Consider the following 16,590-nt stretch of genomic DNA (forward strand, 5'->3'; position numbering starts at 1 on the left):
GTCACCTGACAAGACGTTTTCAAGCAGTACCAGAGACTAGAGGATTCACAGCATGGCAAGCCTTTCCATCCGTGACGTGTACAAGACCTACCCGAACGGGGTGCCGGTTCTGAAGGGTGTCAACATCGACATCGAAGACGGCCAGTTCCTGATTCTGGTCGGCGGCTCGGGCTGCGGTAAGTCGACGCTGCTCAACATGATTGCCGGTCTCGAAACCGTGACCAAGGGCGAGATCCAGATCGACGGCAAGACCGTCAACAACCTGTCGCCGAAAGATCGCGACATCGCGATGGTGTTCCAGTCGTACGCGCTGTATCCGTCGATGACGGTGCGCGACAACATCTCGTTCGGGCTGAACATCCGCAAGGTGCCGAAGCAGGAGCAGACGCAGATCGTCGAGCGCGTGTCGAACACGCTGCAGATCAAGCATCTGCTCGACCGCAAGCCGGGTCAGCTGTCGGGCGGCCAGCGTCAGCGCGTCGCGATGGGCCGCGCACTGGCGCGCGATCCGGTGATGTTCCTGTTCGACGAGCCGCTGTCGAACCTCGACGCGAAGCTGCGTATCGAGATGCGCTCGGAAATCAAGCTGCTGCATCAGCGCCTCGGCACGACGATCGTCTACGTGACGCACGATCAGATCGAAGCGATGACGCTCGGCGACCGCATCGCGGTGATGAAGGACGGCATCGTCCAGCAGTTCGGCGCGCCGCAGGAAATCTACGACTCGCCGTCGAACCTGTTCGTCGCGGGCTTCATCGGCGCGCCTCCGATGAACTTCATCGAAGGCAAGCTGGTCGAGCAGGGCTCGGGTGTCGGCATCGAACTCGATACGGGCATCGCGCGCAAGGTGCTGGTGCTGCCGTTCGATTCAGCGAAGGTGCGCTCGCACATCGGCAACAACGTGATTCTCGGTCTGCGTCCGGAGCGCATCACCGATGCGCGCAGCGCGCACGGCGACGACTCGAAGCTGCAGCCGGTCGAAGTGAAGGTCGACGTGATCGAGCCGACCGGTCCGGACACGCTGGTGTTCGCACAGGTCAACGGCAAGCGCATCGTGAGCCGCGTGCACCCGGCGTCGAACCCGCAGCCGGAGAAGAATGCGACGCTGCTGTTCGATACGTCGAAGGCGGTGCTGTTCGATCCGTCGAATGAAGAGCGGATTGCGTAAGCGGTCGCATACGCGCTAGAGACGTCGCATCAGAAAAGCCCCATGCGTTCAGTTGCGCATGGGGCTTTTGCTTTTGGAGCCGTCATGCCGACTCGGGCAAACGCAAATCCGGATTGCTGCGCGCGAGCTCGCCGACCCAATCGATGAACGCGCGCAGCCGCGAACTCAGATTGCGGCGATGCGCATACAGGATCGACAGCGGCGTGCCGGGGCTCGTGTAGTTGCCGAGAATCTCCGTGAGCGCGCCTTGCTCGATCAGCTCGGCGACCATGAAGCGCGACGGCTGGATGATGCCGTGGCCCAGCACGCCCGCGGTGATGTAGACCGAGCCGTCGTTGACGGCGAGCGTGCTATCCATCGCGACGCGCTCGATTTCGCCGTCCACTTCGAATTCGAACGGGAAGGTGCGGCCGCTGCGCGCGGACACGTAGTTGACCGCGCGATGCTCGCCGAGGTCGGCCAGCGTGGTCGGCGTGCCGAACTTCTGCAGATACGCCGGAGACGCGCATGTGACGATGCGCGCAAGCCCGATGCGCTTCGCGACGAGGCTCGACTCTTCGAGCGTGCCCATGCGGATCACGCAATCGACGCCGTCCTGAATCAGATCGATGTTGCGATCCGCGAGACCGAGACGTACGTCGATCGCGGGATATTGTTCGTAGAAGTCGTCGAGCGCGGGCAGCAGCAGCGAGCGCGCGAGCGTGCCGGACGTGTCGACGCGGATCGTGCCGGCCGGATTCTCACGCTTGTTCGATAGCGACGACTCGGCATCGGCGACGTCGGCGAGAATGCGCACGCAGCGCTCGTAGAACGACGCGCCGTCTTCGGTCACGCTGACCTGGCGCGTCGAGCGGTTCAGGAGGCGCACGCCGACGTGTTCCTCGAGCGCCTGGATCGTGCGGCTGACCTTCGCGCGCGGCAGATCGAGCGATTCCGAAACCTTGGTGAAGCTGTTCGCTTCGACCACGCGCGTGAAGATCTCCATCGCTTCGAAACGGTCCATAGGGTGCCTTGTGGTGGTGAGCCAAGAGAAGAGCGGGGCAGGTTTGCGACACGACACGAAGTCTACAGCCACGAAATCAGGTTGTCTGCCGCGCCTCTTTCGCGCGAATCAGCCACCGCCGCTCGCGGCTCAATCCCGGTCCGGCGCGCCGAGCGGAAATAGCGGCCGATACGGCCGCGCCTCGTCGACCGCGCGGGCGAACGACGGCCGCGCGAGCAGCCGCTGCCGGTACGCGCGCACGTGCGCGAACGCGGGGTCGATCGGATGCGTCCAGTCGGCGTAGAACAGGAACGGGGCGGCGCCGCAGTCGGCGAGGCTGAAGCTGTCGCCAGCGGCCCATTCGCGCTCGGCCATGTGGCGATTGAGCCAGGCGTAAGCGGTGTCGAGCATCGCGCGCGCATCGGCGACGCCACGCGCGTCGCGCTCGGATTCGGGGCGCAGGCTATCGAACACGACCTTTTGCTGCGGCGTCGAAATGTAGTTGTCGAAGAAGCGGTCCAGCATGCGCACCTCGAGCGCGGCGCGCGGGTCGGCCGGCAACAACGCGACAGGCCCCGGATAGTGCAGGCCCAGATATTCGATGATGATGGTCGCCTCGACCACCGTGCGCCCGCCGTCGACGAGCACCGGGAAGCGCTTGATCGGCCACAGCGCGGCGAATTCGGCCATGATCTGCGGGTCGTCGTATGCGAGCACGCGCATCTCGAACGGCGTGTGGTTTTCGTACAACGCGGTCAGGGCCTTCTGGCAGTACGACGAGAACGGATGGGCATAAAGCTTCAGGGGCATCGCGATCACCTTTGAAGGTTGCACAGCACGAATCCACGGTGGCGGCGAGAGCCACCGCGCGACGGCCGGGCTGGCCGTTTACCCCACGACGAACGACGGCCGAAAAAATCGACCTCAGACCTTCACGTTTGCCCCATGCGGCGGCAACGACCCCGGCTGCAGCAGCACGACCACCGCGCCGGCGCCGCCGTCATGCGGGCGCGCCTGACAGAACGCGATCACTTCGGCTTTCTGCACGAGCCACGCGCGCACCTTGCCTTTCAGCACCGGCTCCTTGCCGATCGACCCCAAACCCTTGCCGTGAATCACGCGCAGGCAGCGCAGGCCGCGCTTGACCGATTCGCGAATGAATTCCGCGAGCGCCTCGCGTGCTTCTTCGCGCCGCATGCCATGCAGGTCGATCTGCGCCTGCACGATCCAGTCGCCACGCCGCAGCTTGCGCACGACGTCGCGGCTCACGCCGGGGCGGCAATACGACAGCGTTTCGTCGGTTTCCAGCAGCACTTCGGGGTCGAATTCGTCGGAGATCGCTTCGTGCAGCACCGCTTCCTCATCGAGCAGCGTCTGCACCGGCAGCGGCGGCGGGGGATTGCGCGTGAGCGTCGCACGTGGCGGAATCGCGAGCGGCGCGACTTCGCCGATCTCGCGGCGGAACAGATCGGCGTCGGCGGCCGCTACGCGCTGCGCCGCTCGCGCCGCAGCCTGTTCACGCTCGCGTCGCTCGGCGTCACCCTTCAACGCGTTACGCAACGCGCCGAGCCCGGCGAGCCCGGACGCGCGATCGAGCTTCGGCGCGACGGCGGGTGCAGCCGTCGCGGGCGCGGGGCGCGCGCGGGCCTGCGGACGTTTCGGTTCGTTCGGATGGGGCTGATTCTTCGGCATGTCGGCAATACAGGCGGAAAGGTCGGTGGGTGGTGCGAAGCCGAGGCGGCAAAAACGACAAAGGCCGCCGGCATTGCAGCCGCGGCCTTCGTGAGCCAATGACGGCTGCGCTGCGCGCTACCGTCATTTTACTGTCGCGACCGTGGTCGCGAGTTCGCGCCGCCCGATGGCGGCGCGCCGTGGATCAGCGGATCACCGGTCCGCTTCCGCGCTCATCGCGTGCTCGCCGGCCATCTCGTTGATGGTCTCGAGATAGCGCTGCGCATCCAGTGCGGCCATACAGCCGGTGCCCGCGCTCGTGATCGCCTGGCGATAGATATGGTCCTGCACGTCGCCGGCGGCGAACACACCCGGCACGCTGGTCGCGGTCGCGAAACCGTTCAGGCCGCCCTTGGTGATGATGTAGCCGTTCTTCATCTCGAGCTGGCCTTCGAAGATGTCCGTGTTCGGCTTGTGACCGATCGCGACGAACAGGCCCTGCAGCGCGATGTCAGTGGTCTCGCCAGTCTGCGTGTGCTTGATGCGCAGGCCGGTCACGCCGGAATTGTCACCGGTCACTTCTTCGAGCACATGGTTCCACTTGATCTCGACGACGCCTTCCTTCTCCTTCGCGAGCAGACGGTCGATCAGGATCGGCTCGGCGCGGAACTTGTCGCGGCGATGGATCACGGTGACCTTCTTCGCGATGCCGGCGAGGTACAGCGCCTCTTCGACGGCCGTATTGCCGCCGCCGATCACGGCGACGTGCTGCTGCTTGTAGAAGAAGCCGTCGCAGGTCGCGCAGGCCGACACGCCCTTGCCCATGAACGCCTCTTCCGACGGCAGGCCGAGATATTGCGCCGATGCACCCGTCGAGATGATCAGCGAGTCGCAGGTGTATTCGCCCGAATCGCCGATCAGGCGAATCGGCTTCTCATCGAGCTTCGCCGTGTGGATGTGGTCGAAGATGATTTCGGTGTTGAAGCGCTCGGCGTGCTCGAGGAAGCGCGCCATCAGTTCCGGGCCTTGCACGCCGTTGGCGTCGGCGGGCCAGTTTTCGACGTCGGTCGTGGTCATCAGCTGGCCGCCTTGCGCGAGGCCGGTGACGAGTACCGGCGCGAGGTTGGCGCGCGCCGCGTAAACCGCCGCCGTATAGCCGGCGGGGCCGGAACCGAGAATCAGAACCTTGGCGTGTTTCGTAGCAGTTGCGGGCATGATCGAATCCTTGTACGGCGCGCGGCTCGCCATTGCGTAGCCGTGCGTTTTTGAACTGAAACTGTAGATGGGTATCAGACCGGCATTATAAAGGGCGGGGCGTAGGACTGCGCCATCAAGCTTTCTCATCGCCGCGATAGCGTGGCGGCGTGGGCGCGCGGGGCGAGCACGCGGCGCGATACGACGAATTCAGCGCGCGTCGCGCATCCATTGTGGTCAAACCGCCAAGTTACCGTCATTTACAGCCTCGCGCGGGACACAGCGTTTACAATAGCCCGGATCGAAGTTTCCGGTAGCCGGGATCGGGCCCGAAGCCGCGCGCGGCGAGGCTCGGGCCGCGTTCCCGGCGGCAGTTTCAGCCTGAACCGGCTACCCCAGGCAACAGGATCAATGGCAAAAGCTCCCTATACCGCGAGCGCGCAGGCATTGCCTCACCGCATGTCGCGCCTCCTCACCGAAATCCGCTGGATTCTGCAGGTGGCCCTCGGCGTGTTCCTGCTGATGTCCCTCGTCAGCTACAGCAGGCACGACCCGAGCTGGACCCATGCAGCGCAGGTCGACCATATCTCGAACTGGGCGGGCCGCGTCGGCGCATGGACTTCAGACATCCTGCTGCTGCTGTTCGGCCTGTCCGCCTACTGGTGGATCGTGCTGCTCGGCCGCCACATCTCCGCGAACTACAAGCGCATCACCCGCAACGAAGAGCCGCAGGACGACGACGCGCCGCGCGGCGTCAGCTGGCTCGCGGACGCGTTCGCGTTCATGCTCGTGCTGCTGTCGTGCAACGGCCTGGAGGCGCTGCGCATGTGGTCGCTGAGAGTGCAGTTGCCGCGTGCGCCTGGCGGCGTGATCGGCGAGGCTGTCGCGCGCGGCATCTCGCATGCGCTCGGCTTCACCGGCGGCACGCTCGCGCTTCTGCTCGGTCTCGGCATCGGGCTGTCGCTGTACTTCCGTTTTTCGTGGCTGTCGGTCGCGGAGAAGGTCGGCGAATCGATCATTTCTGCGGTGACCTTCGCGAAGCTGCGCCGCGAGGCCGGGCTCGATCGCAAGCTCGGTGAAGCGGCCGCCGTGAAGCGCGAAGGCAAGGTCGAGAAGGGCCGCGTGCGCATCGAGGAGCACGAGCCCGTGGTGATCGTGCCGCCGCTCGCCGCGCCGGCGAAGTCGGAGCGTGTCGAGAAGGAACGCCAGGTGCCGCTCTTCACCGATCTGCCAGGCGACTCCACGCTGCCGCCCATCTCGTTGCTCGACCCCGCGCCCGCCGCGCAGGAAACCATTTCCGCGGACACGCTCGAATTCACTTCGCGCCTGATCGAGAAGAAGCTGAAGGACTTCGGCGTCGAAGTGAGCGTGGTCGCCGCGTATCCGGGCCCGGTCGTCACGCGCTATGAAATCGAGCCGGCCACCGGTGTGAAGGGCAGTCAGATCGTCAACCTCGCGAAGGACCTCGCGCGTTCGCTGTCGCTCGTGTCGATCCGCGTCGTCGAAACGATTCCGGGCAAGAACTACATGGCCTTGGAACTGCCGAACCAGCGCCGTCAGACCGTGAGCCTGTCCGAAATTCTCGGCTCGACCGTGTATGCGGATGCCGCGTCGCCGCTCACGATGGGCCTCGGCAAGGACATCGGCGGCAAGCCGGTGTGCGCTGATCTCGCGAAGATGCCGCATTTGCTCGTCGCCGGCACGACCGGTTCCGGCAAGTCGGTCGGTATCAACGCGATGATCCTGTCGCTGTTGTACAAGGCGAGCGCCGAGCAGGTGCGCATGATCCTGATCGATCCGAAGATGCTCGAAATGAGCGTCTACGAAGGCATTCCGCATCTGCTGTGTCCGGTCGTCACCGACATGCGTCAGGCGGGCCATGCGCTGAACTGGGCGGTCGCCGAAATGGAGCGCCGCTACAAGCTGATGAGCAAGGTCGGCGTGCGCAACCTCGCCGGCTACAACAACAAGATCGACGAAGCGGCCAAGCGCGAAGAGAAGCTGCCGAATCCGTTCAGTCTGACGCCTGACGATCCGGAACCGCTCACGCGTCTGCCGAACATCGTGATCGTCATCGACGAACTGGCCGACCTGATGATGGTCGTCGGCAAGAAGGTCGAAGAGCTGATCGCGCGAATCGCGCAGAAGGCACGCGCGGCCGGCATCCATCTGATCCTCGCGACGCAGCGTCCGTCGGTCGACGTGATCACCGGCCTGATCAAGGCCAACGTGCCGACCCGCATGGCGTTCCAGGTGTCGTCGAAAATCGACTCGCGCACGATCCTCGATCAGCAGGGCGCCGAGTCGCTGCTCGGCATGGGCGACATGCTGTATCTGCCGCCGGGCACTGGTTTGCCGGTGCGGGTGCACGGCGCGTTCGTGTCGGATGACGAAGTGCATCGCGTCGTCGACAAGCTCAAGGAGCAGGGCGAGCCGAACTATATCGAGGGCATTCTCGAGGGCGGCGTGAGCGGCGAGGGCGACGAAGGCTCGGCGGGAACCGCGTCCACCGAAGGCGAGTCGGACCCGTTATACGATCAGGCGGTCGACGTCGTGCTGAAGAATCGTCGGGCGTCGATTTCGCTGGTGCAGCGGCACCTGCGCATCGGCTACAACCGGGCGGCGCGTCTGCTCGAACAGATGGAGAATTCGGGCGTGGTGTCGGCGATGTCGTCGAACGGCAATCGCGAGATTCTGGCGCCGGCGCGCGAAGCGGAATAGCCGCAACAAGCCATTGCAGCTATTGCGAGCGCCGCTGGGTCTAGCGCCATGTGCGCCATGTGCGCCATCGCGGCTCGACGCCGGCCCAGGTCACTTTGTGTTCAGCGAGTGCGGCGAACCGGCGCAGCCCATCACCGAATTCATTCAACGGAGAAATACCTATGCAAGCAATCGCGCAGCAGGATGCCCGACAGCGTCGAGCGGGCCGCCTCGGCGAGCGCGTGTGCCGCGGCATGCGCAAGATCGCGCGCGCCGCCGGCAGTGTCGCGATTGGTGCGTCGCTGCTCGTCGCGTCGCACGCGTTCGCGAGCGGCACCGAGCAACTGAAGGCCTTCGTCTCGCAGGTCCATTCCGCGCGCGGCACCTTCGTGCAGCAGGAAGTGCGCGCGCCGAGCAAGGCGCAGGGTGCGAGCGGCGCGCTGTCTACCGCGAATCCGGGCAAGCCGACCACGTCGAGCGGCACGTTCATGTTCGCGCGGCCCGGCAAGTTCATCTGGCAATACGAGAAGCCCTACTCGCAATTGCTGCAGGCGGACGGCGACAAGCTCTTCGTCTATGACAAGGATCTGAACCAGGTGACGGTGCGCGCGCTCGGCAACGCGCTCGGCGCGAGCCCGGCGGCGATCCTGTTCGGCAGCAACGACCTGGACAAGAATTTCACGCTGCGCGATGCGGGCGTGAAGGCCGGCATCGACTGGCTCGAACTGACGCCGAAGGCGAAGGACACGCAGTTCGAGCGTGTTGGCATCGGCTTCAAGGACGGTAATCTCGAAGCGATGGAATTGCACGACGTGTTCGGTAACGTCACCCTGCTGACGTTCTCGAACATCCAGAAAAATCCGCAACTGCCGTCCGATGCATTCAAGTTCACGGTGCCGAAGGGCGCGGACGTGATCAACGGATGAATCGCGCGGTGCGCGCCGGCGAAGCCGCGCTTGTCGAGCGCGGCTTTTTTATTTCGCCTGGCACGAGGCGCGCGGATTGCTTAAGATGCGCGCTCTGTGCCGCGATGAAAATCAAATCGTCGTACCGGCAGACGTAATGATTTAGTGCGAGACTGTAAAGACCGGCATCGCTGATGGGCTGAGTTAGCGCGTCCGATCATTTCCAGAATTGGGCGCGCAGTCTCTAACAATTTTTTGCTGCAACGCAACAAAATAACGCCTAAACTGGTCGAAGCTGGTTGTCGCTTCGAATGTCTGGAAAGGTGAGGCATGTCATGAGATTGTCTACGTCACACGATTTACGCTTGTCCCCGTCCCTCCATGTATTCGAACAGGAGGGTGGGTGGCATTGGGGGATCACGGTTCCACGGTCGGCGGGAAGTGGTTTCAAGGTCATTGCATATAGCGAAAAAACTTTTATCGATGAGGCCGAAGCCCATCGGGAAGGCAATCGCGCGCTTGAACGTTTTGCCGATGCGCCGTCGGTTTCCTTTGAACGGCAATAGCCGTGAGATTTTTCATGCACATAACGTGCACATTATTTGGGTTTGTCGGGCAAAAACCGCAATGATTACCTGTCGGTAATATTTCAATATGCAACGAATTGCATATCCTTTTTGACTTCCGAAAAATGGTAGAGATATTGTCTCGTTTTTGAGATATCGCTCTTCCTTTGACTTTCGCGGAATACGAGACCACCCACGCGCTCAGTGTCGAATTGGATGGCGTGAACTATGCCGGAACCTATCGCATCATGACGGGCAACGTCGTCGTCCATTTCTCGAACGAGAGCAAATTCGCGTCGTACGCGCCGAACCGCCCCGAGACTGTCGCCCGTTGGCTGCTCACGGACCTGTGTCGAAAGGTCGAATCGCGTCGGCGCAAAGCCGCGAAGAAATAGCCGGCGGCGCGAACGGCGGCAGGCGGTTTTACCGCCATAAAAAAGACCTGCAACTGCATTGCAGGTCTTTTTATTTTCTGGCGGCCGCGTCTAATGCAACGCGCTCAGACTGGCGCGCTCATGCATACGCAGTCTTGCGCGCCGATACGAACACGTAGTAGCACACCGCGCCGATCGCGAGCGACGGCAGCGTGGCGCCGAGATTCGGCAGCCATTGATTGATCACCTGATACGACGCAATGCCGATCGCCCACGCGACGAACGCGCTCAGGTGCCAACCGCCCGAGAAGCCGTAGCGGCCGCGCGGATCGGCGAGGACCGCGGCATCGATGCGGCGCTTGCGCACGATGAAGTGATCCATCAGCACGACGCCGAACAGCGGCGCGAATACCGAGCCGATCAACAGCAGGAAGTTCTGGTATTTCGCCATCGGCACGAGCAGCGCGATCAGCGTGCACAGCGCGCCGAACGCAGCCGACAGCAACGGCACGCTCGCGCGCGTCCAGAACGTGCCGGTCGACACCGCGGCCGAATGGATATCGGCGAACGCATTGTCGATTTCGTCGATCAGGATCAGCAGCAGCGCAAACCCGCCGCCTGCTTGCGCGAGCGCACCGGTGAGCAATGCATCGCCGCCGCCGGCCGCGAGGCCATAGACCGCGCCGAGCGCATAGAACCAGATGTTCGCGATGCCATAGCCGTACAGCGTGCCGCGGAACGTCTCGCCAGCGCGACGGCCGAAGCGCGTGTAGTCGGCGATCAGCGGCAGCCACGACAGCGGCATCGCGACCACGAGGTCGACCGCGCCGCCGAACGACATCTCGCCGGTTCCGGGGCGCTGCATCAGGTCCGCGAGATTGTGGCGCGCGAGCAGGTTCCACGTGAGCCACGCGGCGCCCGCGAGCAGCAGCCAGATCCCCCACTTGCGCAGAAAGCGCCGCACGAACGACAGCGGGCCGCTGATCGCGAGCAAGGTTGCGAGCAGGCCGAAGATCACGGTCCACACGAGCGGCATCGACAGGCCGAATGCCTGTTTCGCGAGCGCGTCGGCGGAATCGCGCATCACGATCACCTCGAACGAGCCCCAGCCGACCAGTTGCACCATGTTCAGCACGGCCGGCACCGACGCGCCGCGCACGCCGAGCGTCGGACGCAGCGACGACATCGCCGCGAGGCCGGTGTCGGTGCCGATCACGCCCGCGAGCGCGAGCAGCACGACGCCGATCACGCTGCCCAGTACGATTGCGACGAGCGCGTGCGGCAGCGACAGCCCCGGCACCAGCAGCGCGCCCGCCTGGGCGACGAGCAGGCCGATGCCGAGTGAGAACCACAGCGCGAACGCGTCGCCGGTACGGAACGCGCGGCGCGCGTCGGGCACCGGCGTGAGCGGCGCGTAGGTGGAGCCGGCCTCGCCGGCGACAGAATCTTGAGCCATCTGATGTGTGTTCCTCGTGGTGGTGCGGTGAAGCTCTGTGCTGTGAATTTATGCGCTGTCGGCGCGCCGGGTCGGCCGTCGCGCCGCCGCCGTCACTGTCATAATGCAGGACGTTGCCCGCGTTGTTGCGTCTGCTTGCGGCCGTGCGCGGGCTTTGCGCTTGTCCCGCGCGGCGCCGCTTCAACGCGGCGCGTACCCGGAAAGCCGAGATTATCCCCAAAACGTCATGTTTGAAGAAACCCGTGCCAATGTTCCGCTTGCCGAACGCCTGCGGCCACGCAATATCGACGAAGTGATCGGCCAGTCGCATCTGCTCGGTCCGAACAAGCCGCTCAGGGTCGCGTTCGAATCGGGCGAGGCCCATTCGATGATCCTGTGGGGCCCGCCCGGCGTCGGCAAGACCACGCTCGCGCGGCTGATGTCCGATGCGTTCGACGCACAGTTCATCGCGTTGTCCGCGGTGCTGTCGGGCGTGAAGGATATCCGCGAGGCGGTCGAGACCGCGCAGATCCATCGCGCGAACGGACATCAGACGCTGGTGTTCGTCGACGAAGTGCATCGCTTCAACAAGAGCCAGCAAGACGCGTTCTTGCCGCACGTCGAGTCGGGCCTGTTCGTGTTCGTTGGCGCGACGACCGAGAATCCGTCGTTCGAGGTCAATAGCGCGTTGCTGTCGCGCGCCGCGGTCTACGTGCTGAAGAGCCTGACCGACGACGAACAGCGCGAGCTGCTCGAACGCGCGCAGAAGGAGCTCGGCGGCCTCACGTTCACCGACGAAGCACGCGCCGCGCTGATCGGCTCCGCCGACGGCGACGGCCGCAAGCTGCTGAACAACCTCGAGATCGTCGCGCGCGCGGCCGCCCAGCAGAAGACCACTGAAATCGACGGCGCGCTGTTGGGCAGTGCGCTTGCGGAAAATCTGCGCCGCTTCGACAAGGGCGGCGACGCGTTCTACGACCAGATCAGCGCGCTGCATAAATCGGTGCGCGGCAGCAACCCGGACGGCGCGCTGTACTGGTTCTGCCGCATGCTCGACGGCGGCGCGGACCCGCGTTATCTTGCGCGGCGCATCGTGCGCATGGCGTGGGAAGACATCGGCCTCGCGGACCCGCGCGCCGCGCGCATCACGCTCGACGCCGCCGAGACCTACGAGCGTCTCGGCTCGCCCGAAGGCGAACTCGCGCTCGCGCAGGCGATCATCTATCTGGCGGTCGCGCCGAAATCGAATGCCGGGTACAACGCGTACAACGAGGCGCGGCGCTTCGTCGGCAAGGACCAGTCGCGCGCGGTGCCGGTGCATCTGCGCAACGCGCCGACCAAGCTGATGAAGGAACTCGGCTACGGCCACGACTATCGCTATGCGCACGATGAACCCGATGCGTACGCGGCCGGCGAGACCTATCTGCCAGACGGCATGCGCGAGCCGCATTGGTACGAGCCGACGCCGCGGGGCCTGGAAGGCAAGATCGGCGAAAAGCTCGCGCGCCTTGGCGAGCTCGATGCGCGGTGGCGCGCCGAGAACAAGCCGAAGAAGGCTTGAGGCGTTTCGCCTGTGCCGGTGCGCTAAAATCGCGTTTTCATACAACGAACATCCGTCCCATCCCATGCTCGACATCCAGTTGCTGCGCAAAGACCTCGACGGCGTCGCCAAGCGCCTCGCCGACCGCGGCTATACCCTCGACGTCGCGGCCTTCACCGCGCTCGAAGCGGAACGCCGCGATACCCAGACCCGTACCGAAGAACTGCAGGCGCGCCGCAACAGCCTGTCGAAGCAGATCGGCGCGATGAAAGGGCGTGGCGAAGATACGTCGGCGGTAATGGCCGAAGTGAGCGGCATCGGCGACGAGATGAAGGCGTCGGCGGTCAAGCTCGAAGACATCCAGAAGCGTCTGTCGGACCTACTGCTCGGCGTGCCGAACCTTGCGCACGAAAGCGTGCCGGTCGGCAACGACGAAGCCCATAACGTCGAAGTGCGCCGCTGGGGCACGCCGCGCCAGTTCGACTTCGAAGTCAAGGATCACGTCGACGTCGGCACGCCGCTCGGCCTCGACTTCGAGACAGGCGCGAAGCTGTCGGGCGCGCGCTTCACGATGCTGCGCGGCCAGATTGCGCGGCTGCATCGCGCGCTCGCGCAGTTCATGATCGACACGCACACGCAGCAGCACGGCTATACCGAGATCTACACGCCGTACATCGTGAATCCGGACATCTTGTACGGCACCGGCCAGCTGCCGAAGTTCGCGGACGATATGTTCCGCGTCGAGAAGGGCGGCGGTGAAAGCACGGTCACGCAGTACCTCATCTCGACCTCGGAAATTTCGCTGACCAACACGGTGCGTGAGAGCATCGTCGAAGCGGACGCACTGCCGATCAAGCTGACCGCGCACTCGCCGTGCTTCCGCTCGGAGGCGGGCTCGTACGGCCGCGACACGCGCGGCATGATCCGCCAGCATCAGTTCGACAAGGTCGAGATGGTGCAGATCGTCGCTCCTGATGCATCGTACGACGCGCTCGAGCAGATGGTCGGCCATGCCGAGGCGATTCTGCAGAAGCTCGAACTGCCGTATCGCGTGATCACGCTGTGCACCGGCGACATGGGTTTCTCCGCAGCGAAGACCTATGACCTCGAAGTATGGCTGCCCGCGCAGAACACCTATCGTGAGATTTCGAGCTGTTCGAATACCGAGTCGTTCCAGGCGCGACGCATGCAGGCGCGTTTCCGCAACGCGCAGGGCAAGCCGGAACTCGTGCATACGCTGAACGGCTCGGGTCTCGCGGTGGGCCGCACGCTCGTCGCGGTGCTCGAGAACTTCCAGAACGCCGATGGCTCGGTGACGGTGCCCACGGCATTGCGGCCATACCTCGGCGGAGTGGAGCGGCTGGAAGTGCCGGCGGCCTGAGCGTCACCGGCGTGTGCGTAGACGCGGTATCGTCAGCTTGGCTGACAGTGCCGCTGCCGGCACCCACGCCTCTCGGAAAAAATTTAGAAGTTTTTTCGTCGAGGGGCTTGGAAAACTGATTCGAGCTGTTTTATAATCTTTTTCTCCCAAGCAACGGCCCGCTTGGATCCGACGAAGCAGCAACAAGTTGGAATACCCGGAAAGGTGGCAGAGTGGTCGAATGTACCTGACTCGAAATCAGGCGTACGGTTTCCCCGTACCGTGGGTTCGAATCCCACCCTTTCCGCCAAATTCTGAAACCCCTTGATCATCGTGATCAAGGGGTTTTTTGTTTTTTGGTTTTCGAATTGTTTTGCCAAGTCAATCCGATATTGTTGAAGCATCATTTCTATTGGCGAAATCGATTGTTTCAATTTCTTGTACATGAGCTATTCGTTGCTCGTGGTCTTTTTCATTCCCATTTCCATACAAATCCCTTAAGCGATACGTGCTGTGCTCTCCCCTGAGTCATATGCGGGGACGCATTCAGGACATGGCCGCCGCGCGCTATAAGGGGTCGAAGTCAGAAAATTTGCGGGCGACCCGCCCCCCGATCGACTTCTTAAAGCGCGAATCTTCGCCGACCCCACAGATCTCGGCAAGATCTGCCCTTTTTTACAAATAAATACGATTTTTGGTTGGGCTCGGTCATTCATTCAGGGTACGATTTACGCCGTCAGCAGCTTTTACGGGAAGAATTTTCCTGGAAAACAACAGCTGCGGCAGTAATCGGTAAAAGGTTCGCAAGGCAAACGTTTGCGGACTGACGCGCACCAGCATTGTCAATCTGGACCACCGCGAGGAGCCTCTTCGCGAGCATCGGTTCAATCGGACATCACAGACGTGCGTTCCACGGCACCTCGGGACAAATGTTTTTAAGGAATGCAAATTCGTTTGCATCGAATCCTTACGCATTGTCCGTCCGAATCACAGCGAATTCACCTTTGGTCTTTTTATCGGGAATTTTCCCGACATTTGGAATTACTCCGCGATGATAAAACGACGTCAATTCATTGGGGGCCTGACGGCCCTGAGCGCAAGTTATCTTTTGGCCGCATGCGGTGGCGGCGGATCCGGAACCGCGGACGACAAGACTGCCGCTGCTGCCGCTGCAAGCGGCGCTTCAGGTACCGCGGCTTCCAAAACGGCCGTCGCGAAGACGAGCGATCCGAACAGTGTCTCCATTCCGCCCGCCTCGTCCATCACGGACAACTCCGGCAACGTCTGGACGCTGTCCGGAGGTGTCGGTGGCTCGGTCTACCGCAACGGTTCGCCGGCAAGCAACACCTACAACGTGCAGATGGTCCTGTTTTACGCCGGCGTGATCTATCACGAGGGCACGGGTGGTCAGTTCTATCAATGGACGGGCTCGGGCTGGAAGGGTTGCCTCGACCCGCGCCTCGGCGGCACCTCGGCTGATGGCACCACGATCCCCGGTTCGTCGTACATCATCGACAAGTCCAACAACATCTGGACGGTGACCAACGGTGTCATTTACTGCAATGGGGCGACCGTAGGCAACACGTACAACGTCTCGCTTCTGTTGTGGTACGGCGGCAAGATCTGGCATTGCGGCACGGGTGGCCAGTTCTACGTGAACAACGAAACCGCCGGTCATTGGCTGCCATGTAACGATCCGCGCACCGCGATCGCACCGGCCGCGGGCATGTTCTACGGCATGAACGGCCACTTCGACTACACCTACACGCCTCAACAGGTCGTATCGATCCTGAAGGGCATGGGCTGCACCAGCTATCGCGTGGGCTGCACCAACACTTCGACCCAGCTGAACGCACTGATCGGGCTTGCGCAGGCTTTCCAGTCGGCGGGCATGACGTTGATCGTGCTGGTCAATCAGGGCGTCTACGACTCCAATGGCAACCTGTTCGCCAACGAGAGTGCCGCTTACAACCAGGGTTACTCGGTCGCCCAAGGCATCGCGAACGCACTGAAGCCGTATGGCGTGACCATTTACGAATGCGGCAACGAGTTGACGCGCACTAACGCCACAGTGTTGGACTTCACCTGTGCGGGCACGAAGGCGTCGGACTTCAACAACACGAACTGGCCGGTGATGCGCGGCGTGATGCGCGGCATGATCGACGGTGTGAAGTCGGTTCAGTCCAACGCGAAATGCGGCATCAATTTCTGTGTGAACGATGTCGGCGCGGCGGACGCGCTGTGGGACGGTATGCAGCCCGATGGTAGCAGCGGCCACCCGACCGTGCGCTGGGACATCACCACGTGGCACAACTACGAGGTGTATGGCGACGTGTTCTCCCTCGGTGCGGACGGCGCCCAACCGGGCTTCGATCTGCCGATCTATTGCAAGGCGCGTTACGGCGTGCCGTTCCTCATCACCGAGTGGAACACCGGGCCGGAACGAGACGAGACCTATCGTGGGAACTACATCACGACGAGGCTCGGCGAGTTCTATCAGAATCGCAAGACGCACAATATCCAGGGCGTCATGTACTACGTGCTCGACAGCGGCGACCAGACGTTCGGCATCATGAAAAACGGCACACCGTTGAATCCGGCGTACAGTGCGTTCCAAAGCTTTACGGCGGCGAATCCCGACAACTAAGCCGCAGATATCGACGCAAGCAACCCTGAGCGTCGGTAAGAACCGCGC

At 63.1% G+C, this 16,590-nt stretch carries 12 protein-coding genes and 1 tRNA gene; 8 read left to right on the forward strand and 5 right to left on the reverse strand.

All coding sequences use genetic code 11. The features are described from left to right. Positions 1-52: 52 nt before the first annotated feature. A complete protein-coding gene (locus tag ACLFKU_RS15825) occupies positions 53-1,168 on the forward strand; it encodes an ABC transporter ATP-binding protein (RefSeq protein WP_368584526.1) in 1,116 nt (371 codons plus the stop codon). An 82-nt stretch (positions 1,169-1,250) separates the two neighbouring features. Here ACLFKU_RS15825 and ACLFKU_RS15830 read toward each other — a convergent pair whose 3' ends face one another. From ACLFKU_RS15830 to trxB, 4 genes are all read right to left on the reverse strand, one after another. Then, positions 1,251-2,171 (reverse strand): LysR family transcriptional regulator, encoded by a 921-nt coding sequence (locus ACLFKU_RS15830; RefSeq protein WP_368584527.1) that lies wholly within the window; start codon positions 2,169-2,171, stop codon positions 1,251-1,253. A gap of 129 nt (positions 2,172-2,300) precedes the next feature. Beyond that, positions 2,301-2,960 (reverse strand): glutathione S-transferase family protein, encoded by a 660-nt coding sequence (locus tag ACLFKU_RS15835; protein ID WP_410849692.1) that lies wholly within the window; start codon positions 2,958-2,960, stop codon positions 2,301-2,303. 114 nt (positions 2,961-3,074) lie between these two features. Then, complete coding sequence (locus ACLFKU_RS15840) at positions 3,075-3,842, reverse strand: Smr/MutS family protein (protein ID WP_410849693.1); 768 nt, start codon at positions 3,840-3,842, stop codon at positions 3,075-3,077. 192 nt (positions 3,843-4,034) lie between these two features. After that, entirely contained in the window at positions 4,035-5,036 is a 1,002-nt protein-coding gene (gene trxB / locus ACLFKU_RS15845) for a thioredoxin-disulfide reductase (RefSeq protein ID WP_368584530.1), read from the reverse strand. A 390-nt stretch (positions 5,037-5,426) separates the two neighbouring features. Here trxB and ACLFKU_RS15850 point away from each other — a divergent pair, with 390 nt between their 5' ends. The 3 genes from ACLFKU_RS15850 to ACLFKU_RS15860 all read left to right on the forward strand — a co-directional run bounded on the left by ACLFKU_RS15850 (position 5,427) and on the right by ACLFKU_RS15860 (position 9,581). Further along, positions 5,427-7,736 (forward strand): DNA translocase FtsK, encoded by a 2,310-nt coding sequence (locus ACLFKU_RS15850; protein ID WP_410849694.1) that lies wholly within the window; start codon positions 5,427-5,429, stop codon positions 7,734-7,736. Positions 7,737-7,897: 161 nt separating this feature from the next. After that, positions 7,898-8,641, forward strand: a complete 744-nt coding sequence (gene lolA / locus ACLFKU_RS15855; protein ID WP_410849695.1) for an outer membrane lipoprotein chaperone LolA — start codon at positions 7,898-7,900, stop codon at positions 8,639-8,641. A 712-nt stretch (positions 8,642-9,353) separates the two neighbouring features. Further along, positions 9,354-9,581 carry a hypothetical protein gene (locus ACLFKU_RS15860; RefSeq protein ID WP_410849696.1) on the forward strand — a complete coding sequence of 76 codons (228 nt, stop codon included), beginning with the start codon at positions 9,354-9,356 and terminating at the stop codon, positions 9,579-9,581. Positions 9,582-9,699: 118 nt separating this feature from the next. Here ACLFKU_RS15860 and cytX read toward each other — a convergent pair whose 3' ends face one another. After that, on the reverse strand, positions 9,700-11,016 hold the full coding sequence (gene cytX, locus ACLFKU_RS15865) for a putative hydroxymethylpyrimidine transporter CytX (protein WP_410849697.1): 1,317 nt from the start codon (positions 11,014-11,016) through the stop codon (positions 9,700-9,702). Between the two features lie 226 nt (positions 11,017-11,242). On the opposite strand from cytX, the gene ACLFKU_RS15870 reads away from it, so the two are divergent. The 4 genes from ACLFKU_RS15870 (at position 11,243) to ACLFKU_RS15885 (ending at position 16,542) form a co-directional block, all read left to right on the forward strand. Continuing rightward, on the forward strand, positions 11,243-12,556 hold the full coding sequence (locus tag ACLFKU_RS15870; protein WP_410849698.1) for a replication-associated recombination protein A: 1,314 nt from the start codon (positions 11,243-11,245) through the stop codon (positions 12,554-12,556). A 64-nt stretch (positions 12,557-12,620) separates the two neighbouring features. Beyond that, positions 12,621-13,916, forward strand: coding sequence for a serine--tRNA ligase (gene serS, locus ACLFKU_RS15875; protein WP_410849699.1), 1,296 nt, complete (start codon positions 12,621-12,623; stop codon positions 13,914-13,916). A gap of 198 nt (positions 13,917-14,114) precedes the next feature. After that, positions 14,115-14,205: transfer RNA gene (locus ACLFKU_RS15880), tRNA-Ser, on the forward strand. A gap of 741 nt (positions 14,206-14,946) precedes the next feature. Continuing rightward, positions 14,947-16,542 (forward strand): hypothetical protein, encoded by a 1,596-nt coding sequence (locus ACLFKU_RS15885; RefSeq protein WP_410849700.1) that lies wholly within the window; start codon positions 14,947-14,949, stop codon positions 16,540-16,542. Positions 16,543-16,590: the final 48 nt, after the last annotated feature.

The organism is Paraburkholderia sp. EG304 (assembly GCF_046543485.1).
GTDB lineage: Bacteria > Pseudomonadota > Gammaproteobacteria > Burkholderiales > Burkholderiaceae > Paraburkholderia > Paraburkholderia youngii.

Bases quoted from the DNA above. Each gene is read 5' to 3' on its own strand.
- ACLFKU_RS15885 (WP_410849700.1), top strand. From the start codon at position 14,947: ATGATAAAACGACGTCAATTCATTGGGGGCCTGACGGCCCTGAGCGCA.
- ACLFKU_RS15830 (WP_368584527.1), bottom strand. From the start codon at position 2,171: ATGGACCGTTTCGAAGCGATGGAGATCTTCACGCGCGTGGTCGAAGCG.
- serS (WP_410849699.1), top strand. From the start codon at position 12,621: ATGCTCGACATCCAGTTGCTGCGCAAAGACCTCGACGGCGTCGCCAAG.
- ACLFKU_RS15870 (WP_410849698.1), top strand. From the start codon at position 11,243: ATGTTTGAAGAAACCCGTGCCAATGTTCCGCTTGCCGAACGCCTGCGG.
- ACLFKU_RS15835 (WP_410849692.1), bottom strand. From the start codon at position 2,960: ATGCCCCTGAAGCTTTATGCCCATCCGTTCTCGTCGTACTGCCAGAAG.
- ACLFKU_RS15840 (WP_410849693.1), bottom strand. From the start codon at position 3,842: ATGCCGAAGAATCAGCCCCATCCGAACGAACCGAAACGTCCGCAGGCC.
- cytX (WP_410849697.1), bottom strand. From the start codon at position 11,016: ATGGCTCAAGATTCTGTCGCCGGCGAGGCCGGCTCCACCTACGCGCCG.
- lolA (WP_410849695.1), top strand. From the start codon at position 7,898: ATGCAAGCAATCGCGCAGCAGGATGCCCGACAGCGTCGAGCGGGCCGC.
- ACLFKU_RS15825 (WP_368584526.1), top strand. From the start codon at position 53: ATGGCAAGCCTTTCCATCCGTGACGTGTACAAGACCTACCCGAACGGG.
- trxB (WP_368584530.1), bottom strand. From the start codon at position 5,036: ATGCCCGCAACTGCTACGAAACACGCCAAGGTTCTGATTCTCGGTTCC.
- ACLFKU_RS15850 (WP_410849694.1), top strand. From the start codon at position 5,427: ATGGCAAAAGCTCCCTATACCGCGAGCGCGCAGGCATTGCCTCACCGC.